Annotated in this window: 27 protein-coding genes; 20 read left to right on the forward strand and 7 right to left on the reverse strand. The window is 68.8% G+C overall.

Translation table 11 applies throughout. The features are described from left to right. Positions 1–22: 22 nt before the first annotated feature. Positions 23–793 carry a class I SAM-dependent methyltransferase gene (locus CDO81_RS05165; RefSeq protein WP_241516843.1) on the reverse strand — a complete coding sequence of 257 codons (771 nt, stop codon included), beginning with the start codon at positions 791–793 and terminating at the stop codon, positions 23–25. After that, complete coding sequence (locus tag CDO81_RS05170; protein WP_088482039.1) at positions 787–1,851, reverse strand: glycosyltransferase; 1,065 nt, start codon at positions 1,849–1,851, stop codon at positions 787–789. The genes CDO81_RS05165 and CDO81_RS05170 overlap by 7 nt, the downstream gene beginning before the upstream one ends. A 130-nt stretch (positions 1,852–1,981) precedes the next feature. Here CDO81_RS05170 and CDO81_RS28675 point away from each other — a divergent pair, with 130 nt between their 5' ends. The 3 genes from CDO81_RS28675 to CDO81_RS05180 are packed head-to-tail and all read left to right on the forward strand — an operon-like array spanning position 1,982 to position 4,853. Then, positions 1,982–2,623, forward strand: a complete 642-nt coding sequence (locus CDO81_RS28675) for a glycosyltransferase family 32 protein (RefSeq protein WP_241516844.1) — start codon at positions 1,982–1,984, stop codon at positions 2,621–2,623. Further along, the gene (locus CDO81_RS28680) at positions 2,620–3,288 is read left to right on the forward strand and encodes a class I SAM-dependent methyltransferase (RefSeq protein ID WP_241516845.1); all 669 of its coding nucleotides are present in this window, start codon (positions 2,620–2,622) and stop codon (positions 3,286–3,288) included. Before CDO81_RS28675 ends, CDO81_RS28680 begins: the two co-directional genes overlap by 4 nt. Then, complete coding sequence (locus tag CDO81_RS05180) at positions 3,285–4,853, forward strand: O-linked N-acetylglucosamine transferase, SPINDLY family protein (RefSeq protein ID WP_088482040.1); 1,569 nt, start codon at positions 3,285–3,287, stop codon at positions 4,851–4,853. Before CDO81_RS28680 ends, CDO81_RS05180 begins: the two co-directional genes overlap by 4 nt. Here the strand turns inward: CDO81_RS05180 and CDO81_RS05185 are convergent. From CDO81_RS05185 to CDO81_RS05200, 4 genes are all read right to left on the reverse strand, one after another. After that, on the reverse strand, positions 4,836–6,929 hold the full coding sequence (locus tag CDO81_RS05185; RefSeq protein ID WP_088482041.1) for an O-linked N-acetylglucosamine transferase, SPINDLY family protein: 2,094 nt from the start codon (positions 6,927–6,929) through the stop codon (positions 4,836–4,838). The genes CDO81_RS05180 and CDO81_RS05185 overlap by 18 nt on opposite strands. 13 nt (positions 6,930–6,942) lie before the next feature. Next, positions 6,943–7,479 (reverse strand): flagellar transcriptional regulator FlhC, encoded by a 537-nt coding sequence (gene flhC, locus CDO81_RS05190; RefSeq protein ID WP_088482042.1) that lies wholly within the window; start codon positions 7,477–7,479, stop codon positions 6,943–6,945. Between the two features lie 157 nt (positions 7,480–7,636). After that, the gene (gene flhD, locus CDO81_RS05195) at positions 7,637–7,957 is read right to left on the reverse strand and encodes a flagellar transcriptional regulator FlhD (RefSeq protein WP_088482043.1); all 321 of its coding nucleotides are present in this window, start codon (positions 7,955–7,957) and stop codon (positions 7,637–7,639) included. 218 nt (positions 7,958–8,175) lie between these two features. Next, positions 8,176–8,649, reverse strand: coding sequence for a hypothetical protein (locus CDO81_RS05200; RefSeq protein ID WP_088482044.1), 474 nt, complete (start codon positions 8,647–8,649; stop codon positions 8,176–8,178). A gap of 634 nt (positions 8,650–9,283) precedes the next feature. Between CDO81_RS05200 and CDO81_RS05205 the strand changes: the two genes are divergently transcribed. The 8 genes from CDO81_RS05205 (at position 9,284) to CDO81_RS05240 (ending at position 16,214) form a co-directional block, all read left to right on the forward strand. Continuing rightward, positions 9,284–10,150, forward strand: coding sequence for a flagellin N-terminal helical domain-containing protein (locus CDO81_RS05205; protein WP_088482045.1), 867 nt, complete (start codon positions 9,284–9,286; stop codon positions 10,148–10,150). A 236-nt stretch (positions 10,151–10,386) separates the two neighbouring features. Further along, the gene (locus tag CDO81_RS05210; protein ID WP_088482046.1) at positions 10,387–11,256 is read left to right on the forward strand and encodes a flagellin N-terminal helical domain-containing protein; all 870 of its coding nucleotides are present in this window, start codon (positions 10,387–10,389) and stop codon (positions 11,254–11,256) included. A 210-nt stretch (positions 11,257–11,466) separates the two neighbouring features. Then, the gene (locus tag CDO81_RS05215) at positions 11,467–12,348 is read left to right on the forward strand and encodes a flagellin N-terminal helical domain-containing protein (protein WP_088482047.1); all 882 of its coding nucleotides are present in this window, start codon (positions 11,467–11,469) and stop codon (positions 12,346–12,348) included. A gap of 103 nt (positions 12,349–12,451) precedes the next feature. After that, complete coding sequence (gene fliD, locus CDO81_RS05220; protein ID WP_088482048.1) at positions 12,452–13,945, forward strand: flagellar filament capping protein FliD; 1,494 nt, start codon at positions 12,452–12,454, stop codon at positions 13,943–13,945. A 212-nt stretch (positions 13,946–14,157) separates the two neighbouring features. After that, a complete protein-coding gene (fliS, locus tag CDO81_RS05225; protein WP_241516846.1) occupies positions 14,158–14,592 on the forward strand; it encodes a flagellar export chaperone FliS in 435 nt (144 codons plus the stop codon). Positions 14,593–14,627: 35 nt separating this feature from the next. Continuing rightward, positions 14,628–14,927 (forward strand): flagellar protein FliT, encoded by a 300-nt coding sequence (locus CDO81_RS05230; protein WP_088482050.1) that lies wholly within the window; start codon positions 14,628–14,630, stop codon positions 14,925–14,927. Between the two features lie 64 nt (positions 14,928–14,991). Next, the gene (locus CDO81_RS05235; protein ID WP_088482051.1) at positions 14,992–15,723 is read left to right on the forward strand and encodes a flagellar brake protein; all 732 of its coding nucleotides are present in this window, start codon (positions 14,992–14,994) and stop codon (positions 15,721–15,723) included. Then, on the forward strand, positions 15,720–16,214 hold the full coding sequence (locus tag CDO81_RS05240; protein WP_088482052.1) for a GspH/FimT family pseudopilin: 495 nt from the start codon (positions 15,720–15,722) through the stop codon (positions 16,212–16,214). The genes CDO81_RS05235 and CDO81_RS05240 overlap by 4 nt, the downstream gene beginning before the upstream one ends. 11 nt (positions 16,215–16,225) lie before the next feature. Here the strand turns inward: CDO81_RS05240 and fliE are convergent, their stop codons facing one another. Then, positions 16,226–16,552, reverse strand: a complete 327-nt coding sequence (fliE, locus tag CDO81_RS05245) for a flagellar hook-basal body complex protein FliE (protein ID WP_088482053.1) — start codon at positions 16,550–16,552, stop codon at positions 16,226–16,228. Between the two features lie 149 nt (positions 16,553–16,701). Here fliE and fliF point away from each other — a divergent pair, with 149 nt between their 5' ends. The 9 genes from fliF to fliN all read left to right on the forward strand — a co-directional run bounded on the left by fliF (position 16,702) and on the right by fliN (position 25,890). Then, a complete protein-coding gene (fliF, locus tag CDO81_RS05250) occupies positions 16,702–18,393 on the forward strand; it encodes a flagellar basal-body MS-ring/collar protein FliF (protein WP_088482054.1) in 1,692 nt (563 codons plus the stop codon). Between the two features lie 117 nt (positions 18,394–18,510). Then, entirely contained in the window at positions 18,511–19,506 is a 996-nt protein-coding gene (gene fliG, locus CDO81_RS05255; protein WP_088482055.1) for a flagellar motor switch protein FliG, read from the forward strand. A 128-nt stretch (positions 19,507–19,634) separates the two neighbouring features. Then, positions 19,635–20,417 (forward strand): FliH/SctL family protein, encoded by a 783-nt coding sequence (locus CDO81_RS05260; RefSeq protein ID WP_088482056.1) that lies wholly within the window; start codon positions 19,635–19,637, stop codon positions 20,415–20,417. Further along, a complete protein-coding gene (fliI, locus tag CDO81_RS05265; RefSeq protein ID WP_088482057.1) occupies positions 20,404–21,834 on the forward strand; it encodes a flagellar protein export ATPase FliI in 1,431 nt (476 codons plus the stop codon). Before CDO81_RS05260 ends, fliI begins: the two co-directional genes overlap by 14 nt. A 70-nt stretch (positions 21,835–21,904) precedes the next feature. Continuing rightward, entirely contained in the window at positions 21,905–22,363 is a 459-nt protein-coding gene (fliJ, locus tag CDO81_RS05270) for a flagellar export protein FliJ (protein WP_088482058.1), read from the forward strand. 10 nt (positions 22,364–22,373) lie between these two features. Next, positions 22,374–23,696 carry a flagellar hook-length control protein FliK gene (locus CDO81_RS27970; protein WP_158218165.1) on the forward strand — a complete coding sequence of 441 codons (1,323 nt, stop codon included), beginning with the start codon at positions 22,374–22,376 and terminating at the stop codon, positions 23,694–23,696. A 135-nt stretch (positions 23,697–23,831) separates the two neighbouring features. Further along, the gene (locus tag CDO81_RS05280; RefSeq protein WP_088482060.1) at positions 23,832–24,425 is read left to right on the forward strand and encodes a flagellar basal body-associated FliL family protein; all 594 of its coding nucleotides are present in this window, start codon (positions 23,832–23,834) and stop codon (positions 24,423–24,425) included. 15 nt (positions 24,426–24,440) lie between these two features. Beyond that, positions 24,441–25,445 carry a flagellar motor switch protein FliM gene (fliM, locus tag CDO81_RS05285; RefSeq protein ID WP_088482061.1) on the forward strand — a complete coding sequence of 335 codons (1,005 nt, stop codon included), beginning with the start codon at positions 24,441–24,443 and terminating at the stop codon, positions 25,443–25,445. Continuing rightward, a complete protein-coding gene (gene fliN, locus CDO81_RS05290; protein ID WP_088482062.1) occupies positions 25,435–25,890 on the forward strand; it encodes a flagellar motor switch protein FliN in 456 nt (151 codons plus the stop codon). Before fliM ends, fliN begins: the two co-directional genes overlap by 11 nt. Positions 25,891–25,933: the final 43 nt, after the last annotated feature.

Genomic DNA, 25,933 nt, shown 5'->3' on the forward strand with positions numbered 1-25,933 from the left:
GCCGACCTGCGGCTGCAAGGCGTCAATTGGCAGGCTTTGACGCAGCTTTCCTCAAGGGGCGGTAAACCCACACGGACTGGCCGCTTGGCAGTTGCCAGCTCGCCACGGGCGCCACGTCGGGCACCGCGAAATCCAGGCTGACCAGCCAGCTGCCGGGCGCCATCTCCGCGCACGCCTTGGCCCACACGCGCGGCATGGACTCGGGGCGCTGGAACACGTAGACGAGGGCGAAGGCCGACCAGTCGTCCGCCCAAAGGTCGCCCTGGCGCACCCGGGCGCCGCGCACCCGCAGGCGCGCCACCCAGGCCAGCGGCCGGCTCCACTCCACGCCTTCGACCTGTGCGGCCGGAAAAGTGCGCAATAGTTCACGCAGGCCATCACCCACGCCGCAGCCGGCATCCAGCACGCGCGCGCCTGCCGGCAGGGGCGCCACCGTCGCCAGGGTCGACAACGCCCCGCCAGGGGTCGGGAAGAGCGGCGCCTCTGACCAGCTGCGTCGCGGGTACAGCCACCAGAGCAGGGCCAGCGGCAGCAGCCACAGCCAGGCCGGCGCGCCGCCCGGCCCGCCCGACATCAGCAGCGAGACCGGAAAGCCCGCGGCCACCATCACGCGGCGCCAGCGCCGCTCGTACACGGCCGACAGCGCCGCACCCACCAGCGTCGCGCCGATGAAAGCTGGCACGGCACCCAGGCCCAGGAGCAACGCATGCACGCCCCAGGCCGCCAGCCAGACCAGCAGCGCCGACAGCGGCCAGGCGCCGACCCAACGGAACAGACGCCCGCGTGTCAGCACGGCCAGGGATGCGCGGCCCGCAAGGCGGCCGCCTCGTCGGCCCGGCCTGTGCCTTCCAGCACCACGGCCAGGTTGTGTGCGGCCAGGTAGCTACCGCGGCCAGCCACCGAGCCGACCTGCTCCGGCCGCTCCCCGAGATCCAGGCAGCGCTGCCAGGCCGTCTCGATCATGGGCAGCAACTGGTCGGCCTCGGCGGGCTGGCTGGCCGCGAGGTCCAACAGCAGGTCGCCCATCGCGAAGAAGAAGTCGGGCGACTCGCCCGCCACGTCCAGCTGGGTGTGGGCGAAGTCCATGGCTTCGGCATGCCGGCCCAGGCACTTGAGTGCGAACAGGCGGCGGGCCAGCAGGTCCAGCCACCAGGGCGAGGCCGCCGCGCCAGGCAGCGCGCAGGCGCGCTCGAAGGCGGCTTCGGCCGCCGCATGCTCGTCGTAGACGGCGCAATCCTTGCCGAGCTGATACCAGAGGTAGGCGTCGTCGGGATGCTCGGCGAGGGCTTGCTCCAGCAGGCGACGGTTGCGGCCCTGCTTGGCGGCAAGCGCCGTTGGCAGATAGCCGTCATGCCCCACCACCAAGGGCAGGCGCTGAACCGGCCGCGCATGAACGGGCTGCTCGTGCACCCGGCCGGCATAGCGCACGTCGCCCGGCAGCACGCGGCTCAGCCAGGCGCTGGCCTCGCCGATCACACCTGCGCCCTGGTCGAACTGATCGCGCAACTGCAGGGCGCCGACGAAGCCGGGGGCGCTGTCGCGCAGCGCGGCCAGTGCCGGGCCGCCGTCGATCAGCCATTCATCCGCGTCCAGCACCAGATGCCAATCGGCCGCTGCCAAGGCCAGCGCGTGGTTGCGCGCAGCGGCGAAGTCGTCACGCCACGCGAAATGCGCCACCCGGGCGCCATGCGCCGCCGCCACGGCGGCGGTGTCGTCGCGTGAGCCGGTGTCCAGCACCAGCATCTCGTCCACCCAGGGCCGCACGCTGTCCAGCAGCCGGCCGATGCGTGCGGCTTCGTCTCGTGCGATCACGACAAGGGCCAGGCGGCGCGGCGGTGCGGCAGCGGTCATGCCACGATTGTCGGCGCCGCCACGGCCGCAGCGGGAGGATGTCAGGCCGGCTTTTCCCCCTCTGTACCGGCTTTCAACCGACCGGCGGGGCGCCTAGAGTGAAAGTCTCTCCCACCACGCGAGGCTTCCCATGATCCCGCGCACCCTGCACGTCATCTGGGTCGGCGACGAATCCAAGCGCCCCGACAACTGCATCGCCACCTGGCGCCAGCACAACCCCGACTGGACCGTGCGCGTCTGGGGCAACGAAGAGCTCGCGACCTACGGCTGGATCAACGCCCGCCACATGCGCGAGATGGCCGGCCGTGAGCTCAACGGCGTGGCCGACCTGATGCGCTGGGAAATCCTGTATCACGAGGGCGGCTTCGTCGTGGACGCCGACAGCATCTGCCGCCGCCCGCTGGAAGACTGGCTGTTCGAAGGCGAGGCCTGCGCCTGCTGGGAGAACGAGCTGATCCGCCCGGGGCTGATTGCCGCGGGCTACGTGGCCTCCAAGCCCGAGAACCCCTTCTTCGGCCAGATGATCCTGGACCTGCAGAAGGAGCCCAGCGTGGTCGACCGCATGGCCTGGCAAAGCGTCGGCCCGCTCTACCTGACCGAGCAGGTGCGCGCCCAGCGCTACGGCGGCCTGACCGTCTGGCCCAGCCATTTCTTCATCCCGCGCCACTTCACCGGCTTCGAGTACAGCGGTGGCGGCCTGGTGTTCGCCGGCCAGGAATGGGGCAGCACCCTGGGCAAGTACGACGAACTGCACCGGAGGAAAGTCGCATGAGCGCCGTCTTGGCTACAGAGAACAAGCCCGTGGACGACCTGCCCGTCTCGCCGCTGGAATACGCGCACCAGAAATACTTCGTGCAGAAGATCAAGGTGGGCGAGGATTTCCTGGGCCTGCCGCGCCTGGACGTGTTCGCGGCCCTGTGCGCCGACAAGCGCGTGCTGCACGTGGGCTGCGTGGACTGGCCGATCACCGACCTCAAGCGCTCCCTGCACCTGCAGCTGGACGGGCACTGCCAGCTCGACGGCTTTGACATCCATGGCGAGGCCTTCTCCCTGATGCAGCCTCACTTGAAGGGGCGCCTGTACAGCGACTGGGCCGACGTGACCGGCCCTTACGACACCGTGCTCGCGCCCGAGGTGATGGAGCATGTGCCGGACGTGCAGGGCTTCCTGCGCCAGCTCGACGCCGTGGGCGCCCAGCGATACATCCTGACGGTGCCCGACGCCTACTCGTGCTTCCGGCGGCATTTCGACTACAACAGCGGCGCCCAGACCTTCGTGGAGGTCGTGCACCCCGACCACAACTGCTGGTACACGCCCTACACGCTGACCAACGTGATCCGCAAGTACACCAACTGGCAGATCGACGGCATGTTCTTCTTCAACGGCATCTCGCTGTTGGTGGTGGCGAGCCGGCCTGAGCCCGCCGCCGCGCCGTGACCCCGGCCAGCCTGCGCAGCCAGGCCGAGGCTCTGCGACACGCCGGCCGCGCCGCCGAGGCGGTCGACCTGCTGCTGCAGGCCCTGGCCCTGGCACCGACCGAGATCGACAGCTATGTGCAGCTGGGCTTTGCGTTGCAGGCCCTGGGCTTGCACAGCCAGGCCGCCGAGGCCCTGCGCACACCTGCGCTGCTGGAGCCCGGCAACCTGATGGCACAGGGCTACCTGATCCATGCCACGCAGAAGGCGGCCGACTGGTCGAGCTTTGATGCCGACCTGGACGCCCTGCGCACCGCCCTGGCCGCAACGCCGGCGTCTGCCGAAGATGTCTACGGCATGCCGTTTGCGCTGGTGGGCCTGCCGCATACACGCGCCGAACTGCGCCATGCGGCCAGCCTGGCCAGCCGCCAGATCAGCCGTGGCCTGCGCCCCCTGCCGCCGCGCCAACCGGTGGCGCGGGAACGCCTGCGCCTGGGCTATTTGTCGGCCGACTTCCACGCCCATGCCACCGCGGCCCTGCTGGTCGATGCACTGGAATGCCACGACCGTCGCCGCTTCGAGGTGACGCTGTACAGCCACGGGCCGGACGATGGCTCGCCGCTGGCCCGCCGGATTCGCGCCGCTGCGGAGCATGTGGTGGACGTATCCGCGCTGGATCTGGCCGCGACGGCGGCACGCATCCGGGCCGACGAGATCGACCTGCTGGTCGACCTGAAAGGCCACACCGCCGGCAGCCGCCTGGCCGCCCTCGCCTGCCGGCCGGCGCCGGTGCAGGCGACGTGGCTCGGCTTTCCGGGCACCAGCGGCGCGGCCTATGTGGACTACGTCATCGGCGACCGGGTGGTCACGCCCTTGACCCATGCGGCGGACTACAGCGAGCAGATCGCCCAACTGCCGGGCTGCTACCAGCCGCAGGACCGCCAGCGTCGGCCCACCGCGCCACCGTCGCGCACGGCGGTCGGGCTACGCGACGATGCGCTCGTGCTGCTCTCGGCCAACGCCCCCTACAAGATCACGCCCGGGCTGTGGACCTGCTGGATGGGCTTGCTGCAGCAGCTGCCCGAGGCCCAGCTGTGGCAGCTCAGCGGTGGCGAGCAGGCGGATGCGCACCTTCGGGCCGCAGCACGGGGTGCCGGCCTGGCAGACGAGCGCCTGGTCTTTGCGCCGCCGGTGGACATGGACGCCCACCTCGCCCGACTCGCCGTCGCCGACCTCGCGCTGGACAGCTGGCCCTGCAACGGGCACACCACCACCAGCGACGCGCTGGCCGCCGGCGTGCCGGTGGTCACGCTGAAGAACGACAGCTTCCCGGGCCGGGTCGCCGCCAGCATCTTGCATGCAGCGGGTCTGACCGGCTGCATCGCCGACGACGAGGCGGGCTATGTCGCCTGCGTGCTGGCGCTGGCACGCGATGCGCGAGCGCGGCAGCAACTGCGTGAACAAATCGCCCGCCGTCCCAGCGGCCTGTACGACACCCCGCGCTTCACCCGCGACCTGGAGGCCCTGTTCGAACGCATGTGGGACCGCGCGCTGGCGGGCGACGCGCCCTCAGCCCTGCCCGCCTGACACGCTGAAGTCAGCCGGCGCCTCGCCGGCCAGACGCCGTTGGTGGGCGTGCAGATACGCGGCCTCCAGATGCCGGGTGATGCTCGGCGTGTCGAACAACGCCGAGTGTTCACGGGCCGCCAGTGTCTGCTGCACCGCCGCCCTCAGCCCGGCATCGGTCGCGAACTGCACCGCGCGGCACACGTAGTCCGCCTCATCGCGGGCGATCAGCTCGGGCAGGCCCACCGCCCGCAGCAGGCTGGCGGCCACCCGGGACTGGAAGCCCTGCCCCGGCAAGGTCAGCACCGGCAGGCCCATCCACAGCGCATCGCTGGCGGTGGTGCCGGCGTTGTAGGGCAAGGTGTCCAGAAACAGATCCGCCTCGGCCAACGCCGCCAGGTAGGCCTCGCGCGGCATGCGTGGTGCCAGCACCAGCCGCTGCGGCGCCAGGCCCGCCGATTCGGCATGACGCCTCAACTGGGCGGCAGCCTGCGGGTCTTCGTCGAGCAGCCACAGCACGCTCTCGGGCACGGCACGCAGGATCGCGGCCCAGGTGGCGAACTGCGACGGGGTGATCTTGCAGGGATTGTTGAAGCAGCAGAACACGAAGCCTTGCACCGGCAGGCCCAGCGCGGCTCGACCCGGTCGCGCTGGCGGCCGTGGCCGCTGGCGGTCGTTGGGCTGGTAGCTGGGCAAGCAGGCGATCGCTTCGTCGTAGGCGGCGCGGGTCTCGGACGGCACGGTGGTGGCGTCGGCCAGCAGGTAGTCGAAGACCTGTGAACCCGCCGTGCCCAGGGTGCCCAGATAGAGCATCTGCACCGGCGCTGGCCGCCAGGCCAGGATGCCGGTACGGGCACCATCAGTCAGGCCGGTCAGGTCCACCAGCACGTCCACCCCCAGCGCACGTGCGGCCTCGGCCACCTGTGCATCGGACAGCGCCTCGACCTCGATGAAGCGATCAAACGCCTCGCGCAGCCGCTGCTGCATCGGGTCGGCCGGCGCGGGGCCGTAGCTCAGCGCCATCACTTCGAAGCGGGACCGGTCATGCAACTCGATGACCTCGGCCATCAGGAAGGCCACAGGATGGCTGCGGAAGTCGCGCGACAGGTAGGCCAGGCGCAAGCGCTCGCCCGGCGGCGGGCTTGGCAGCGCCGCCTGAGGCTGTGCCGGGAAGCTGTGCTGCGCCCAGATGCGGGCAGCCTGCTGCTGCAGCGCCGGGTCATCCACCAGACACTGCAGCGCCAACGGCTGAATCACGCGCCGGCCTTGCTCAACGCCCTGGCGCACGCGGGTCAGCTGGTCGTCGAAGCCGTCCCACTGATAGAGATGCATGGCGGCGTACAGGCGCAGACCCGGCAGCCAGTCGCCTTCGGGCTGGCGGGCCAGGGCTTGGTCGAGATCCTGCAGTGCCGCCGAGAACTGGCGCTGGACCAATCGCAGGTTGCCGCGGTTGTTCAGCGCCTCGGTGAGGCCGGGTTGCAAGTCCAGCGCGCGGTCGTAGCAGGCCAAGGCTTCCGCCGGGCGCTGCAGCTGGCGCAGCACGATCCCCCGCAGGTTGAGCACGACGGGCTGCTCGGGCAGGAGGGCCAGTTCGTCCAGCGCCGCCGCCCACTGCCCCATGCGCACCCGGGTGCGGGCATGCTCGATGCGGTAGGCGAACTCGGCCGGCGCGAGTGCCAGGGCCTGGTCGAGCGCCGCCAACGCTGCGGGGAAGTCCCGCAACGCGGCTTGGGCCAAGGCCAGGGCGTGATGGGTGGGGGCATCAGCCGGACGCAGCGCGAGCGCGCGCTGGTAAGCCGCCACCGCTTCGGCGTGCCGGCCCAGTTCACTGAGCGACACGCCCCAGTTGTAGAAGGCGGGCGCGGCCGGCGGCTTCAGGCGACAGCGGGCCGCGTAGCAGCGCTCGGCCCGCTCCCAGTGACTGGCGCCGGCCAGCAGGTTGCCCAGGCGCAGCCAGGGCTCGGGTTCGGCCGGGAACTGCTGCACGGCCTGGGCGAGCAGCTGCGCCGCTTCGGCCGTCTGGCCAGTCGCCAGCAGCGCGGCGGCGCGCTGCAGCAGGCCGGCACAGGCGCCCGGCTTGGCGCGGGCGGGTTTCATGCGGCGAGCCGCCTCAGTGCATCTGGATGGAACCCTGTGCGCGGCCCTTGCCGGCGCGGGCCGGCGGGTTGCACAGGCCACAGACGAAGTGGCGGGCGATCTCGTGCGGATGGGTCACGAACTGGCCATTGCACTTGCAGCACTTGGTCAGCGTGAGCATGCCGTTGTCGACGAACTTCACCAGGCGCCAGGCCCGCGTGACCGACAGCATGGCCTCCAGGCCCTGGGCCGTGGTCTGCTCCTGGTAGAGCTGGTAGGCCTTGATGACGGTGTCGATCTCGTCCATCTCCGCGGCCTTGTTCAGGTACTCGTGGATGTTCAGGAAGAGGCTGGCATGGATGTTGGGCTGCCAGGTCATGAACCAGTCGGTCGAGAACGGCAGCTGGCCCTTGGAGGGCGACTTGCCGCTCACTTCCTTGTACAGGCGCAGCAGGCGCTCGTAAGAGAGATCCGTCTCCGACTCCAGCAGCTGCAGGCGAGCGCCCAGGTGGATGAGCTGCACGGCTCGTTCGATCTGCTTGGCTTCGGTGAGGATGCTCTTGACGCGCATGGTGGGCTCTCTTGGAAAGTGGTGTCTTTGACTGCGGGGCAGTGCCGGGCCGCTCCCAAGCGGCACCGCATCGGACGTTGGAGCGGGTCAATCCCGCGACAGTCCGAACCCCCTCGGAGGGTGGCCTGGCGTACCCGCCAGGCCGGGGGTCAACAGTTCAGGCATGCTCGTGCCGACCGGCCATCAGGATGGAGGCGTGCAAACGGCTGACGCTTTCGTTCGCACCCGGCTTGCTGTGGTTGGTCAGCAGGCCCCACACCAGGTCGTCGCTCATGCGGAAGGCGCACAGCAGCGTGTTGCCGGCGGCGATCTTCATGATCTGGGCCGGGCTCAGCGTGCTGATGAGGGTCGCCGTCTCCTCGCTGATACCCAGGCGGTAGAGCGCCTGCTCGCGGTCGGCACGGATGAGGCTCTGGGCCAGCATCAGGTACGACAGGTTGGCTTCACGGATCTCGGCGAGCATTTGGTCGGCGTTCATGGCGGGGTTCCGTTTCAGAGTTGGGTGGGTGTTGCGGATCAGTGAAACGGATTGTGTTGACGGCCCTTCTCCGCGGATATCAGGCGCTGTCGGTGCGCGGCGTCCCTCTGGCAGGAAGGGCTTGTCAGCCAAATTCCTACAAGCGGGTGGCCCTGGAAGGACAAAGCCCCGGCCGCTTGCGCGGACCGGGGCTTCGCCCTGTGACGGATGTCTCGGATTCAGGTCTTGTCGCAGGCCCGGCTGCGGCGCAGGCGCTCCAGCTCGATCATGGCCACCGGGATGAGTTCGGGCGCTTCGGCCTGCAGGCTCTCACGTCCGGCCCCCGATTGCAGCTCCGTCAGCACGCCGATGGCGCGGTCCACCTCGCCCAGGCCCGACAGCGCGAACGCCAGGGTGTAGAGGCTCGGGCCATGCAGGGAGCGGGCCTGCAGCGCACGCTGAGCGTAGCCCGCCGCGTGTTCCAGCTTGCCGGCAGCCAGCAGCAGGGCGGCCATGTCCGACAGCAGGTCGTGGCTCATGGGCTCGTCCTGCAGTGCTTCATACAGCATGCCCAGGCCGCCACCCAGGTTGCCCCGGGAGGCTTCGGCGTAGGCCGCGTTGCGGGCGCGGGCCAGCAGCATGGCCGGGTCGTTCGCAGGCACGGCGACCGGGCGATGGGCTTTCTTCGAACGGGCGGCAGAGACGGCGGGCATCACGGGGCTCCAGTCCGGCACAGGGTTCGGCCGGGATGGGCGGAACTTTAGGAAGGGCCTCGCCGGCCAATCGCCGGAAAAGGCGGGTCCGGCCGCCTTTACTCAGCGGCTGTCCCGCCCGGCGGCGGCCGAAAACCCAAGGGAGAGCTCGTCGTCCACCTCCGGCGGCCTCTCGCGGCCCAGCCGCTTCCTTTCACCCTTTGAGTACGAAAGACACCGCCAGCCGACCTCACTGACGCCCGACACAGAGCCCCGCCTTGCGCGGGACGGCTCCGCAGCCCTTTCCGATGCGCTTCCTGGCTGCCCCGAACCGATCCCACGAATAAGGACCTGGCGACGGCTTTGTTCAATAGATCACACCCTTGACAAATCCAGCTCAAGAATCTTCTTGCGCTGGCCGATAGCCATTCCAACGGGTCCGGAGACGGGTCTGTGGTCCGGCTGGAAGGCCGAGGTGGTGTGACGCCGTTCACGGACGGTGGCACGGGCTTCAACGGTTGACTGGCGTCGGGCGTCGTCTGCGAGGGCGCGCCGCCGTGCGCGCTCCTTGCAGGCAGCACGGGTGCCTCACCCGGGCACTCGAGTCTTCGTCCGGCGCCTTTGCCGGGTATCTCAAGCTGAAAGGAAGCGCATCATGGCCTCTGTCATCAATACCAACCTGCTGTCGCTCAATGCGCAGCGCAACACCTCGGCGTCGCAGTCGTCGCTCGCGACGTCGCTGCAGCGCCTGTCTTCGGGTCTGCGTGTCAACTCCGCCAAGGACGACGCCGCCGGCCTCGCCATCTCCGAGCGTCTGAACGCCCAGGTGCGTGGCTCCAACGTCGCCATCCGCAACGCCAACGACGGCATCTCGCTGTCGCAGACGGCGGAAGGCGCGCTGTCCAAGGTGAACGATTCGCTGCAGCGCATGCGTGAACTGGCAGTGCAGGCCCGCAACGCCACCAACACCAGCGCCGACAAGGACTCGCTGGACAAGGAATTCGGCGAACTCTCCAAGGAAATCCAGCGCGTGCTGGGCGGCACGACCTTCAACGGCCGCGCCATCCTGGCGACCTCCGCGGCTGGCACGCAGACCTTCCAGGTCGGCGCCAACGTGACCAGCAATGACCGCATCGACGTCGCCACGACCGACATGACGACCGCGACGGAAATCACGACCGTCGCCGGTACCGACAACACCGGTGCCGGCCGCGCGGTCATCGACAACACCGCCAGCGGCACGACGATCGACACGGTGATCTCCAACATCGACACCGCGATCAACAAGGTCAGCTCCGAGCGCGCCACGCTGGGTGCGGCACAAAACCGCTTCGACCAGGTCATCAGCAACCTGCAGATCTCGGTCGAGAACCAGAGTGCCGCCAAGAGCCGCATCACCGATGCCGACTTCGCCGCGGAAACCGCCAACCTCTCCCGAGCCAACATCCTCCAGCAGGCAGGCAACGCGATGATCGCCCAGGCGAATCAGATTCCATCGCAAGTCCTGTCCTTGCTTCGATGACGCCGGGCCAGCAACGCTGGCCCTGAGTGAAGCGCCTCCACAGAAGGCGCAAGTCACCACGCCACCAGCACAAGCACCTTGAATGCGTCCTCGCACCGGCGGGGACGCCTTTTGGGTCCGCTTGTGAAAAAAAGGATTCAAGTCAGTCCATCGTTCCGACGATAAGCCTCTCAACGGGTTCGCGATTCACTCGAGGACTACGTACCAGACGCCCTCGTCAACGAAAGGATTGAGTCATGCCCCAAGTCATCAACACCAACATCGCCTCCCTGAACGCACAGCGCAACACGGCGATGTCGCAATCGTCCCTGGCCGTTTCCATGCAGCGCCTGTCTTCCGGCCTGCGGGTGAACTCCGCCAAGGACGATGCGGCCGGTCTGGCCATCGCCGAGCGCATGAATGCGCAGGTGCGCGGCTCGCAGGTCGCCATCCGCAACGCCAACGACGGCATCTCGCTGGCGCAGACCGCCGAAGGTGCACTGTCCAAAGTGGGCGACGCCCTGCAGCGCATGCGTGAGCTGGCGGTGCAGTCGCGCAACGCGACCAACACCAGCGCCGACAAGGATTCCCTGGACAAGGAGTTCGGCGAACTCGCCAAGGAAATCCAGCGCGTGCTGGGCGGCACCACCTTCAACGGCAAGGCGGTGCTCGCCACCTCGGCGGCCGGCACCCAGACCTTCCAGGTCGGCGCCAACACGACGGCCAACGACCGCATCGACATCGTCACCACCGACATGACGACGGCGACCGAGATCACGCAGATCGCGGGCACCGACAACACCGGCGCAGGCCGTGCGGTCATCGACAACACCGCCGCCGGCACCGCGATCGACACGGTCATCACCAACATCGACACCGCGCTGGACAAGGTCAACGGTGAACGCGCCACGCTGGGCGCCTCGCAGAACCGCTTCGATGCCGTGATCTCCAACCTGCAGGTGGCGGTGGAAAACCAGAGCGCCTCGCGAAGCCGGATCATGGATGCCGACTTCGCGCAGGAAACGGCCAACCTCAGTCGAGCGCAGATCCTGCAGCAGGCCGGCAACACGATGGTGGCCCAGGCCAACCAGCTGCCGCAGCAGGTCCTCGCCCTCCTGCGCAGCTGATTCCCTGACCCAGCAGCCGCCGCGGAACTGGCTTTGCCAGGCCGCTGGCGGCGCCCCTTGAGGGGCCGGCGCGAGCCGGTACGGGTGGTCTCAATTACCCGTGGTTTGCCCTGTTGATCGGGCTTTTGGCAGCGACGCGCACTTCCAGAATTCGGTCCATCGAGTCTCGGCGACTGACGCCGGCTCGGCGACCGAATCCAGGAGTGCGCGATGCCACAAACCATCAACACCAACATCAACTCGCTGAACGCTCAGCGCAATCTGAACGCCTCGCAGAGTTCGCTCGCGGTGTCGATGCAGCGCCTGTCGTCCGGCCTGCGGGTGAACTCCGCCAAGGATGACGCGGCCGGCCTGGCGATTGCCGAGCGCATGAACACCCAGGTGCGCGGCATGAACGTTGCGATCCGCAACGCCAATGACGGCATCTCGCTGGCACAGACGGCGGAAGGCGCACTGGGCAAGATCGGCGACAACCTGCAGCGCATGCGGGAACTCACCGTGCAGGCCCGCAACGCGACCAACAGCTCGTCCGACAAGGATTCGCTGAACAAGGAGTTCGAGCAGCTCGGCTCCGAAATCTGGCGGATCATCAACGCCACGACCTTCAACAGCAAACCCATCCTGGCCGACACCGCAGGTGTGGCGGCGGGCACGGGCCAGACCTTCCAGATCGGCGCCAACACGACGGCCAACGACTCCATCACGGTCGCAGCGCTGGACCTGACGGCCGACACCACCGTCACGGCTCTGCTTGGCACGGGTGGCACCATCCCGTTCCCCGCCCTGATCGACAACACGGCTGACTTCGCGGCCCTGGGCACCGTCATCGACAACATCGACACGGCGCTCAACACCGTCAACAACACCCGGGCCACCTACGGTGCCATCCAGTCGCGCTTCGACGCAGTGATTTCCAACCTGCAGGTGGCCGTGGAGAATCAGACCGCCGCCCGCAGCCGGATCATGGACGCCGACTTCGCCCAGGAAACCGCCAACATGAGCCGCGCGCAGATCCTGCAGCAGGCCGGCAATGCGATGGTGGCCCAGGCCAACCAGCTGCCTCAGCAGGTGCTGTCGCTGCTGCAACGCTGAAGCCGCCAGCGCTTCGCGAAAAAATTCACATTCCGGGGCTCAAGTTCCGGAAGACCTGGCCGATATTCCCCTGGCATATCGGCCTTTTTTGCATTGCTGAGCCATGGCCACCATCTCATCTCTCGGTCTCGGAAGCGGTCTCGACGTCGAATCCATCATCACCAAGCTGATGACGGTCGAACAACAGCCGATCAACCAGATCAACACGCGCACGACCGGCCTCAAGACGAAGCTGTCCACCTACGGGCAGATTCAGAGCAGCCTGTCGACCCTGCGCGACGCGGCCAGCAAGCTGACCAACCCCGACACCTGGGCCGGCACCAAGGCCACGGCCAGCGACAGCACCGCCATCAGCGTCACCGCCTCGAGCGGCGCGGCCATCGGCAGCGCCACCTTGAGCGTCAGCCAGCTCGCCGCCTCCCAAACCCTGGCCTCCACCACCTTCAGCAGCAGCACGGCCACCGTGGGCCAGGGCAGCCTGACCATCGAGCTCGGCACCTGGGGCACCGACGTCGATGGCGCCAGCACCTTCACGGCCAAGTCCGGCGCGACGGCCGTGACCATCAACATCGGTCCGGGCCAAGACCAGCTCAGCCAGGTCCGGGACCAGATCAATGCGGCCGGCGCGGGCGTCACGGCGTCCATCGTCACCGACGCCACCGGCTCCCGCCTGACTCTCACCTCGCGCAACAGCGGAGAGAGCAACGCCTTCCGCGTGACCGTGGCGGACGCCGACGGCAATGCCGGCGACGCGGCCGGCCTGTCGCAGCTTGCCTACGACCCGAGCACCAGCGTCAGCCAGATGTCGCTGACCTTGCCTGCCGCCAATGCGCGCGCCATCTTGAACGGCCTGCCGATCAGCTCGGAGAGCAACTCGCTGTCCTCCGCCATCGACGGCCTGAACATCATCCTGCTCAAGACCATCCCGCCCACCCAGCCGGTGATGCTGAACGTGACGCAGGACGCCGACGCCATCAAGAAGGCGATCACCGACTTCACGACCGCCTACAACGCCGTGAACCAGCTGCTGCGCAGCCAGACCAAGGTCGACACCTCCAAGCTGACGGCCAACATGAGCACGGACGACGTCGCCAGCCTGCAGGCAGCCCGTGCGGCCAGCCTGCAGGGCGACTCGGCTGCCCTCGGCATCCAGAACAGGCTGCGCGGTATCGCCGGCGGCGTGACCTCGCTCGGGGGCAGCCTCACCCGCCTGGCCGACGTCGGCCTGGCCCCCGGCTCCGACGGCAACCTGCCGACCGCCGGCGCCAAGCTCGACAAGGCCCTGACCAAACTGGACGACCTGAAGCAGTTCTTCATGGGCGTCGACTCGACCAACGACAGCAACAGCGGCTTTGCGGTGCGCATCCGCTCCATGGTGGACCAGGCGCTGAGCGTGGACGGCACCGTGACGAGCCGCCAGAAGGGCATCCAGAGCCAGATCGACAGCAACAACAAGAGCGTCGAGTCGCTGAGCGACCGCGCCGCGTCCACTGAGGCACGCCTGCGCGCCCAGTACGCAGCGCTCGACACCAAGATGAGCCAGCTGTCGAGCCTGTCCAACTACCTGACGCAGCAGATCACCCAGCTCAACAAGTGAGGGCGCGGCGCGGCGTGGCTCGACGAAGGCGACCTGCGGGTCGCCTTTTTCGTGCCTGCCACAAACGACCGGCGCCATCGGCAGGTCAATCGAGGGAATAAGCCTCGCCAAGGGGGTCGTGTCGAGGGTCGACACCGCTCAAGTCAGCTCGCAGAAGGCCGAAAAACAGTCAACACGACAACGCCAACCTGCGAGACTCCATGTACGGCAACATGTCTTCCCCCTTCGCTCCCCGCAACCAGCGCGCCACCCTGTACGCCAAGGTGGGCCTGGAGACGGATGTCCAGGCCGCGAGCCCCCACCGCCTGGTGGCGATGCTCTTCGACGGTGCCTTCGACGCCATGGCCCAGGCCGTGCAGGCCATCCAGGCCGGCAACGTCGAGGTCAAGGGCCGCGCGCTGTCGCGTGCGGTGCGCATCCTGGACGAAGGCCTGCGCGCCGGGCTGGACCTCTCAGCCGGCCAGCTCGCCGTCGACCTGCGCGAGCTCTACGGCTATGTGTGCATGCGCCTGACGCAGGCCAACCTGCGCAGCGACGTGGCGGCCATCGAGGAATGCCAGCGCCTGCTGACCCCGGTGCGCGAGGCCTGGAACGCCATCGCCCAGACGCCGGCCGCCCTCGGAACCGACGCGGCCCGCGCCGCCTGAGCCGCCTCCCCAGAATCTAGCCGGTGACTTCAGACATGAACTCCGAACTGCTCAACTACTACGAAGCCATCGAGCAAGCCAGCGCCGACATGCTGACCGCCGCCCGCACGGGCAACTGGGATGAAGTCGTCAAGCTCGAGGGCGCCTGCGTGCTGCTGATCTCGCAGCTCAAGGCCGCCGCCAACCACAGCCAGCTCGCCGCCGGCGAGTCGCAGCTGAAGACGCGCATCATGCAGCGCATCCTGCTCAACGACGCCGAGATCCGCCACCTGGCCGAGCCCTGGCTGGAAGACCTCGACACCGTCCTCAAGGGAAAGAGCCGGCTGGTCCACTGACCCGGGGTCGGGCTCGCCCGCGGGGCCGGGCCCGCCACATCATCCGGGCGACTAACATCTGTGCATGAGCGTCCCTGAAGCCCTGCCCGAGGAACTGCGCGTCACCTCGGCCGCCGAGATCGCGGCCTACCTGCAGCAGCTGCAGCAGGACGGCGCCAGCGTTCGGCTCGACGGCCCGCACGGAGCCGGCCTGTCGGCCACCATCGTGGCGCTCGACCCGGCGGCCGACCTCCTGGGCCTGGCGCTCGGCACCGACCCCGAAGGCATCAGCCAGGCGCTGGTGGCCGAAGGCGAGATCACCGCAGTGGCCTACCTCGGCACCATCAAGCTGCAGTTCGACGTCGAGGCCCCGGTGCTCGTCAGCGGCGAGCAGGGCGTGGTGCTGCGCAGCACCTTGCCGGCCCGGCTCTACCGCTTCCAGCGCCGCCAGTCCTTCCGCGTGCAACCCGCCAGCAGCACCTACCCGCGCGTGGTGCTCCCGGGGGGCGCCGAGCCCGGCCGGGCCCTGCGCGTGCTGGACATCAGCATTGGCGGCCTCGCCCTGGCCGTGCCGGCGGGCGGGCCGGCCCTGCCGACGGGCCACGTGACGACAGGCCTCGTCCTGGAGCTGGACCGCATCAGTGCACTGAAGGTGTCGCTGCTGCCGCATCACCTGAGCCCCGTCAGCGGCGACCTCCACGGCCTGCAGCAGCTCGGCTGCGCCTTCGTCGACCTCGACGCCACGGCCACCCGCGCGCTGCAGGTGTATGTGGACCAGACGCAGAAGCGCCGCCGCCTGTTGAAGCTTGACCCATGATGCGCCTGGCTCGCCGCGGCTTCACGCTGCTGGAGGTCGCCTTCGTGCTGGCCGTGCTGGCCATCATCCTGTCGGTGGCGGTGCCGAGCTATGCCAGCTACGTGGCCCGGCAACGCCTGCGACACGTGGCGGAGCTGCTGGAGCTGGACCTGCGCCGCGCCCGCACGTTGAGCGTGGAGCAGGGCCGCGACGTGCATGTCAACTTCGTCAGCGGCCGCAACTGGTGCTGGGGCTTGAGCCGCAACGGCCCCTGCAGCTGCGACACCGGCGCACCGCGCTGCGAGCTGGGCGGCATGACGGCGCAAGAGCACAAGGGCACGCTGCTGCAGTCGGGCCAGAACGTCACCTTCCAGGGCGGGCTCGGCCGGGCACTCGACTGGACCCGCATCGGCCTCTCGAACGACCGCAACCAGCAATTGCGCATCGACCTCAACCCGGTCGGCCGCCCGCAGATCTGCGGCAGCGACGCACGCAAGTCCGACAATTGCTGAGCCTGCCGGGCTCAGATCTGCATGTTCATGATCTCGGAATAGGCCGAGACCAAGCGGTTGCGCACCTGCAGCGTGGCCTGGAAGCCGATCTGGGCCTTCTGCATCGCCACCATCGTCTCTTCGAGACTGACGGTCGGGTTGTCCAGCTGCACCTCGCGTTGCAGGCGGGACGCCTCCTGCTGCTGGGCGCTGACGCCCTTGAGCGCCTGGGCCATGGCGTCGCCAAAGCTCGCGCCGCCGGTGGCGGCCGGCTTGGTGGCCAACGGCTGGCCGTTGACCGCCAGCCCTGCACGGGCGGCAGCCTGGGCAAAGTCGAAGGGGCGCAGCTTCATGTCCATGGAGCGGCACTTTGGCAGCAAGTCACACGCGCGAAGCGTGGAGATACGCGGGCGCGGTCGGCCACTTCGGCGCTTTCTTGAGGGGGGCGGCCCCAAATAATCTGCGCCATCGGTCGACTCCCGACCCTCCCCTTGCCTTTCGATCCTCGATGGACAACGCCCTGAGCGCCCCCGCTGCCGCCGCCCCGGTGATGATCTCGCCGGTCGACGCCCAGCCCAACTTCGTGCAGCGCCTCAATGGCCTGCCGCTGCGCAGCAAGCTGACCATGGGTGCCGGCCTGCTGGCGCTGGCCGGTGCCGTACTCGCCATCACGCTGTGGTCGTCCCAGGGTGACTACCGGCCGCTGTTCAGCGGGCTGTCGGACAAGGACGGCGGCGCCGTCATCGGCCAGCTTGCCGCGATGCAGGTGCCCTACAAGCATGAGGCTGGCGGCACCATCCTCGTGCCGGCCGGCCAGGTGTATGAGCTGCGGATGAAGCTCGCCGCCCAAGGCTTGCCCAAGGGCGGCACCGGCAACGCGGTGGGCTTCGAGCTGATGGACAAGTCCAGCATCGGCCAGACCCAGTTCAACGAGCGGCTCAACTTCCAGCGCGCCCTCGAAGGCGAGCTCACGCGCACCATCACCGCCATGTCCGACGTGGCCGATGCCCGCGTGCACCTGGCCATGCCGCAGCAGAACGGCTTCTTCCGTGAACAGCAAAAGCCCAGCGCCAGCGTGATGCTGACCCTGCGCGGCGGCCGCACGCTGGACCGCAGCCAGATCGCCGGCATCGTGCACCTCGTCTCCAGCAGCGTGCCCGAGCTCAACCCCAAGGCCGTCAGCGTGCTGGACCAGACCGGCGCCCTGCTCTCCCAGACCGGCGCCGACCCTGCCACCGGCCTGGACGGCCAGCAGCTGCAGTACAAGCAGCAGATCGAAGCCGGCTACAACAAGCGCATCTTCGAACTGCTGGAGCCCGTGGTGGGCCGCGACAACCTGCGCGCCACCGTGACCGCGGACGTGGACTTCTCGCAGACCGAGGCCACCGCCGAGGAATACCGCCCCAACCAGGGCCCGAACGCCCAGGCCGCGGTCCGTTCCAGCCAGAACAGCGAAAGCACCAATGGCAACGCGGCGCCGCCCACGGGCGTGCCGGGCGCGGCCACCAACCAGCCGCCAGTGCCGGCCACGGCGCCGGTCAACGGGGCCAGCGCGCCCCTGCAAGCGGCGCAAGGCGGTGCCGGCCAGACCAGCAACCGCAAGGAGCAGGTCACCAACTACGAGGTCGACAAGACAGTGCGCGTGACGCGCGGCGCCGTCGGCAACGTCAAGCGCCTGAACGCCGCCATCGTCGTCAACCACCGCTCGGTGACCGATGCCAAGGGCAAGACCACCACCCAGCCGGTGTCGGCCGAGGAGATCACCCGGCTGACCGACCTGGTCAAGGAGGCCATGGGCTTCAATGCCGACCGTGGCGATTCGGTCAAGGTCATCAGCGCGCCCTTCGTGGTCGACAAGACCGAGCCGGTCGACGTGCCCTTCTACAAGCAGCCCTGGCTGATCGACATCGCCCGCAGCGCCATCGTGCCGCTGGCCTTCGTGGCGATCGCGCTGATCGCCGTGTTCGGCATGATCCGCCCCGCCATCAAGGCCGCCGCACCGCTGCCGCCGGAAGAAAAGCCTGAGACCGTCGACGAAGTGGTGGACGACACCGAGCTGCTGCCCACCGCCGACGGCATGCCCAAGCTCGAAGCCCCGGTCCACAGCGAAAAGCTCGACCGCGCCCGCTCGCTGGCGCGCGACAATCCGGTGGCCGTTGCCAATATCGTTCGCGACTGGATGGCCGGCCAGACCGCATGACATGGACCACCCCTACTCGCTTCGCGAGCCCCTCAAGAGGCGCTGCCAATGGCCTGGCAAAGCTAGTTCCATGGCAGCCGCTTGAGAAGGCGCGACGCGCCGTGGTGAGGATTCAACATGGATGACAAGGGCATCGAGAACGCAGCCATCCTGCTGATGTCGCTGGGCGAGGAAGAGGCCAGCGAGGTCTTCAAGCATCTGTCGCCCAAGGAGGTGCAGGCGCTGGGTGAGACCATTGCCAAGCTCAAGGTCATCAAGCGCGCCCAGGTCGAGGAGGTGCTCGACAAGTTCGACGCCGTGGCCGAAACGCAGAGCACCCTGGTCACCGACACCGACGAATACGTCCGCGCCGTGCTGCGCAAGGCGCTGGGCGAAGACAAGGCCAACCTGCTGCTGGACCGCATCCTGCAAGGCAGCGATGTGTCGTCCATCGAAAGCCTGAAGTGGATGGACGCCGCCAGCGTGGCCGAGCTGCTGCGCAACGAACACCCGCAGATCATCGCGGCCATCCTCGCGCACCTGGACTTCGACCAGACCAGCCAGGTGCTCAAGCTCTTCACCGAGCGCGGCCGCAACGAGGTGCTGATCCGCATTGCCACGCTGGACGGCATCCAGCCCACCGCGCTGAAAGACCTCAACGAGGTCATGAGCCAGATCCTGGCCGGCGGCGAGCGGATGAAGAAGAGCTCGCTGGGCGGCGCCAAGACGGCCGCCGAGATCATCAACATGATGGGCTCCAGCGTCGAAGCCTCGGTGCTGGACTACATCCGCGAAGCCGACTCCGACCTTGCCCAGAAGATCATGGACAACATGTTCACGTTCGACGACGTGAACAAGATCGACGACAAGGGCATCCAGGCCATGCTCAAGGAAGTCCAGAGCGAGAGCCTGGTGGTGGCCCTCAAGGGTGCCAGCGCCGACCTGCGCGAGAAGATCTTCCGCAACATGTCCACCCGCGCGGCCGAGACGCTGCGCGAAGACCTGGAGAGCCGCGGGCCGGTGCGGCTGTCGGAGGTCGAGGCCGAGCAGAAGGAAATGCTCAAGATCGTGCGCCGCCTGGTGGACGAAGGCCAGATCGTCCTGGCCGGCGGCGGCGACGACCAATTTGTATGACCATGGCTCCCCCCCTACGCGCTACGCGCGCCCCCTCAGGGGGCGACCCCGTCGGCCCGGCAAAGCCGGATCCTCGGGGTCCGCGCGGTGATGCGCAGCGCTGACGCGCGCGCAGAATTCTCCGTCTCATGGCCACAAGACAGCCCCCCCGCCAGGTGCCACCGCCCGACCGCCGCGAAGGTGAGCGTCGGGCCAACTATGCGCGCTTCATCCCGGGTGAAGAGATCCAGGGCGCCAAGGCCTGGAGCCTGGACAACCTGGGCAGCACGGCGCCCTCGCCCTTCGCGCCGATGCGCCCCGGGCCCGCGCAACCGCCCGCGCCAACGGCTGCCCCAGTCGAACCCCCTCCCCCGCCCGAGCCCAGCCTGCAGGAGCAACTGCACGCCGCGCGCCAGAGCGGCTACCAGGACGGCTACCGCGACGGCATGGCGGCGCTGGACGCCTTCAAGCAGAGCTTTGCGAAGCAGATGAGCGCCCAGATCGGCACGCTGGTCGAGAGCTTCGATGGCGAGATGCGTGCGCTGGAAGACGACATGGCGGCCACCGTGGCCCGCATCGCGGTGGAACTCGCCCGCCAGGTGGTGCGCAGCGAACTCGACCAGCGACCTGAACTGATTGCCCGCGTGGCCCATGACGCCGTGGAAGCGCTGCAGCTGACGGCCCGGCATGTGCGGGTGCGCGTGCACCCGGATGACTTCGAGCTGGTCCAGGAGGGCGCCGGCCGCGAGCTGGAGGCCCGCGAGGCCCAGCTCATCCCCGATGCCGAGGTGGCGCGCGGCGGCGTGAAGGTCGATGCCGACATCGCCAGCGTCGACGCCACCATCGCCACCCGCTGGCAGCAAGCGGTGTCAGCCATCGGCCAGACCTCCATCTGGGAAGATCGCCGGGGCGGTTCGGATGACGAGCTCTGACCGCACCACCCGCTGGCAGCGCTACCTGGCCGACCTGGAAACCCTGGCCAGCAACGCCGCGCCGCTGGAGTCGCAAGGCAAGCTGGTGCGCGTGGCAGGCCTGGTGCTGGAAGCCACCGGCATCAAGGTGCCCCTGGGATCGGTCTGTCGCATCCAGATGCCCAGCAGCGGCAGCAACCCGCGCCGCGGTGCCGCACCGGTGAACGCCGAGGTGGTGGGCTTCTCGGGCGACCGTGCCTATCTGATGCCGACCGACGAGGTGCAGGGCCTGTCCAGCGGCGCCACCGTCGTGCCGCGCCACCTGCCGCCGCTGGCGCCCAAGCTCGGTCAGCCCCTGCACCCCTGGCGCCGCGGTGAAGACCGCGGCCTGCACCTGCCCATGGGCCCAGGGCTGCTGGGGCGCGTGGTCGACCCCCACGGCCATCCGCTGGACCGCGGCGGCGAGCTGAGCGACATCCACAACGAACCGATGGTGCGCCGCCCCATCAACGCGATGGACCGCGACCCGGTGCGCAAGCCGCTGGACACCGGCGTGCGCGCCATCAACGCACTGCTGACGGTGGGCCGCGGCCAGCGCCTCGGCCTGTTCGCTGGCACCGGGGTGGGCAAGTCGGTGCTGCTGGGCATGATGGCCCGCTACACCCAGGCGGACGTCATCGTCGTGGGCCTGATTGGCGAGCGCGGCCGCGAGGTGAAGGAATTCATCGAGGACATCCTCGGCGAGGAAGGCCTGCGCCGCAGCGTGGTGGTGGCCGCGCCCGCCGATGCGCCGCCGCTGATGCGCATGCAGGGTGCGCACTACGCCACGGCCATCGCGGAGTACTTCCGCGACCAAGGCCAGCATGTGCTGCTGCTGATGGACAGCCTGACCCGCTACGCGATGGCGCAGCGCGAGATCGCGCTGGCCATCGGCGAGCCGCCGGCCACCAAGGGCTACCCGCCCAGCTGCTTCGCCAAGCTGCCCCAGCTGGTGGAGCGCAGTGGCAACGGCCTGCCGGGTGAAGGCTCGATCACCGCCTTCTACACCGTGCTCACCGAGGGCGATGACCCCCAGGACCCGATCGCCGATGCGGCGCGCGGCATCCTGGACGGCCACATCGTGCTCAGCCGCGAGCTGGCCGAGGCCGGCCACTACCCGGCCATCGACATCGAGCGCTCCATCTCGCGGGTGATGACCAGTGTTGCACCCCAAAACCAGGTCGATTCCGCGCGTCGCTTCCGCCAACTTCTGGCGAAATACAACAAGGCCCGCGACCTGATCCAGCTCGGCGCCTACGCCCCCGGGGCGGACCTTGAGCTGGACCTGGCCGTTCGCCTGCATGCCGACATGACGCGGCTGCTGCAGCAGGATATGCACAGCCCGGCACTTCTTCACGCCAGCGTCAGCCAGCTGCAGGCCGTGGTCCAGGGCGCCTAAACCTCGGTCAGGCGCCCGCCGATAACGACTGAGCGCCGGACCGCCCGTCTGGCGCTGCGCTGGAGTTTGAATGAGTGCCACTGCCGCCACCGACACCCTGAGCCTGCTGCTCGAACGCGCCGAGAGCGAGCGCGACGCCGCCGCCCAGGCCCTGCACGCCGCCAGTGCCCAGGCCCAGGCCGCGCGCCATCAGCATGGTGAACTGGCCGGCTATCGCCAGGACTACCAGCAGCGCTGGACGCAAAGCTTCGCGCAGGCGACCACGATGGACATCGTGGCCTGCTACCAGACCTTCGGCCAGCGACTGGACCAGGCGGTGGACACCCAGGGCCACATCGCCAACCATGCCGACCAGCGCCAGGTGCGCGCTCGCGACGCGCTGCGCCAGGCCGAACTGCGCGTGGCCGCGCTGCGCCAGCTGATCGCCCGCCGCCAGGCCGAGGCCGCCAAGATCGCCCAGCGTCGCGAGCAGCGCGCCACTGACGAATTTGCCGCGCGCGCCCACCTGCGCCGCTCGGCCCACGCCTGAGGCCACCCCCATGCTGAGCAGCGCCTCCACCGTCAACGCCAAGCCCGCCCTGCCGCCCACGAGCACGGCGCCTTCGCCGCAGCCGGCCTCGGCCGGTGGCGTCAGCTTTGCCGACTACCTGAGCCAGCAGCCGGCCCTGCCGCCCGCCACGGCGGCCCCGGCGCCAAAGGAGCCCGCCGCCAAGACGCCTGACGGCGACGCCAAGGCCCCCGAGCCGGCAGCCGCCGCCAAGGCCAGCGCCGCGCCGGCCCCGGCGGCCCAACGTCGCAAGGACGCAACCAAGACCCCCGACAAGGCCGCCGACGGCCAAGCGCGGCCTGCAGACGTCGACGCCAAGGCAGCCCAGACACGGAACACCGAGGCCGCCGCAACGACGACGGACGAGGACACGTCGACCGATGGCGACGCGATGCCCGACCCGCTGGCAGAGCTGACGCAACTGATCGGACTTGCCACGCCCAACGCCCCCACGCCGGCAGCCACGGCCGAGGCGGCATCCTCAGAAGGGCCCGCTCGCGGCAACGCCCGCGCCCGGGAGGCCCGCGTCACGGGCAGCACGCCCGGCCAGGACGACGCCGCAGGCACCAACCCGGCCGGCGTGGCCGCCACCGACAGCCGCCCCGCACCCGGTACCGAACGCCGCACCGCCGAGGGCGCCGCCCGCGCCGCCGACGCCACGCGCGCCAAGGCTGCCGACGTGGCCAGCGACAAGGCCGCAGCCAGCGCCCGCACGCAAGGCACCGACGCGCTGCAGACAAGCACCGCGCGCAGCGACAGCAACGCACCACGCCCCGCCGCGCTGGAGGGCGCCACGCCGGCCTTCGCCGCCGTGTTGGCCCAGGCGCTGCCCCAGGGCCCGGCGGCCGCAGAGTCTGCCAAGCCGCCCGCCACCGGTCGCGTCGAAGCCGCCTTGCAAAGCAACCACTTCGGCCCGGAACTCGCCGCCAGCGTCAGCCTGCTGGCCGTGGACGGCGTGCAGCAGGCCGAACTCCAGCTCAACCCGGCCGAGATGGGCCCGGTGGCCGTGCAGATCGTGGTGGACGGGGCCCAGGCCCAGGTGTCCTTCCATGCGGTGCAGGCCGAAACCCGCCAGGCCCTGGAGCAGAGCCTGCCCGACCTGGCCGCCGCCCTGCAGGGCCAGGGCCTGACGCTGGCCGGGGGCGGCGTGTTCCAGCAGGCGCCGCGCGACACCCAGGGCGGCAACGACCGCGGGGGCAACCGTGACAGTGGCAGCCGCGTGGCTGGCGTCTCGGGTGGCCGAGACAGCGGCGCGGCCGCTGCACCCGTCACCGTCACCCGGCGGGCCAACGGCCTGCTCGACACATTTGCTTGAGGATGAAGCGGAAATAGCCACGCCTGGCTTGACCTGATCGAGGTTTGAACCGGCTGCCCCGGGTCAATAATCGACCGCAATGTGCCCGAATCCCGCTGTGGGGTTGCCGGGCGGTGGACGATTCAAGGAGTTTTCATGGCGACTGCGCCGGCTGCCGAACCCGCTGCTGCCGCGCCCAAGGGGGGCGGCAGCAAGAAGCTGATCATCATCCTCGCCGCGGTGCTCGTGCTCGTGCTGGTGGGGGGTGGCGCGGCCTTCATGCTGCTCAAGAAGAAGCCCGTCGAGGAAGGCGAGGACGGCGAGGCCGTGGAGGCCCCCGTCAAGCCCAAGGCGCACGCCAAGCCTGACCATCCGCCCACGTTCGTGCCGCTGGACCCGTTCACGGTCAACCTGGCCGACAAGGACGTGGACCGCTTCGCCCAGGTCGGCGTGACGCTGCAGGTCGAGGACCCCAAGTTCGCTGACCAGATCAAGGCCTACATGCCCGCCATCCGCAGCAACGTGCTGATGGTGCTGTCGCACAAGACGGCCGCTGACCTGCTGACGCGCGAAGGCAAGGAAAAGCTGGCCAAGGAAATCATGCGTGAGTCGGTGCGCCCGATGGGCATCGAGCTCGACGACGAGGACGAAGAAGCCGCCGACGCGCCCAAGAAAAAGAAGAAGAAGAAAAAAGCCGCCGTCGAAAGCCCGGTCACCCAAGTGCTGTTCTCCAACTTCATCGTCCAGTAGCGCCCTGCTTCGACCATGAACCAGCAGATCCTTTCCCAAGACGAAGTCGATGCACTGCTCCAGGGCATCACCGGCGAGAGCCAGAAGCTCGAAGCCGAGGAGGAGCAGGTTGGCGGCATTCGCGAGTACAACCTCGCGAGCCAGGAGCGCATCGTCCGTGGGCGCATGCCCACGATGGAGATCATCAACGAACGGTTCGCGCGCAACATCCGCGTGGGCCTGTTCAACTTCATCCGCAAGAGCCCGGAAGTCGCCATCGGCGGCATCAAGGTGCAGAAGTACAGCGCCTTCCTGCGCGAGATCGTCGTCCCGACCAACTTCAACATCGTGTCGGTCAAGCCGCTGCGCGGCAGCGGGCTGATCGTCTGCGACCCGACGCTGGTGTTCGCCGTCATCGACAGCCTCTTTGGCGGCATTGGCAAGTTCCACGCCCGCATTGAGGGCCGCGACTTCTCGCCCACCGAGCAGCGCGTCATCACCCGCATCGTCGAGGTGGTGCTGAACGAATATCACAAGGCCTGGAAGGGCATCTATCCGCTGGAGCTGGAATACCAGCGCTCGGAGATGCAGCCGCAGTTCGCCAACATCGCCACGCCCAGCGAGATCGTGGTGTCGACCTCGTTCACGCTGGAGATCGGCGAGACCAGCGGCACCATCTACTTCTGCATCCCGTACTCCACGCTGGAGCCCATCCGCGACGTGCTCTACAGCACCACGCAGGGTGACTCCACCGAGCCCGATCGGCGCTGGGTCAACCTGCTGAAAACCCAGATCCAGGCCGCCGAGGTGGAACTGGTGGCCGAGCTGGGCACGGCGCCGGCCACGGTGGAGCAACTGCTGGCCTTCAAGCCTGGCGACTTCATCGAGCTCGACCTGGAGCCCGTGATCCAGACCAAGGTAGACGGCGTGCCGGTGTTCCAGTCCCACTACGGCACTTCGAACGGCCGCTACGCCCTCAAGATCGACAAGATGCTGACCGGCTCACAGGAGAGCTGGTTGGGAGCCAAACATGAGCCCTGATTCCCCGAGCCAAGAAGAACAGGACGCGATGGCGGCTGAATGGGCTGCAGCCCTGGCCGAGGCCTCCGCCGCGCCCGCTGCATCCGCTTCGACCGAGGTCGTCTCCGAGGTGGCCCCGGAGCAGGTCTCCACGCCCAGCTTCGCCAACTTCACGCCGACCACGGCGGGTGGCCCGGCGGGCGACATCAACATGATCCTGGACATCCCCGTCCAGCTGACCGTGGAACTCGGCCGTACCCGCATCCCGATCAAGAACATCCTGCAGCTGGCCCAGGGCTCGGTCGTGGAACTCGACGCGCTGGCCGGCGAGCCGATGGACGTGCTGGTCAACGGCTACCTGATCGCCCAGGGCGAGGTGGTGGTGGTGAACGACAAGTTCGGTATCCGCCTGACCGACATCGTGACGCCTTCGGAGCGCATGCGCCGCCTGTCCAAGGCAGCTTGAAGGGCCGGAACACAGCCACAGAGGCACAGAGACACAGAGGCGG

It is taken from the genome of Roseateles puraquae, assembly GCF_002205845.1.
GTDB lineage: Bacteria > Pseudomonadota > Gammaproteobacteria > Burkholderiales > Burkholderiaceae_C > Pelomonas > Pelomonas puraquae.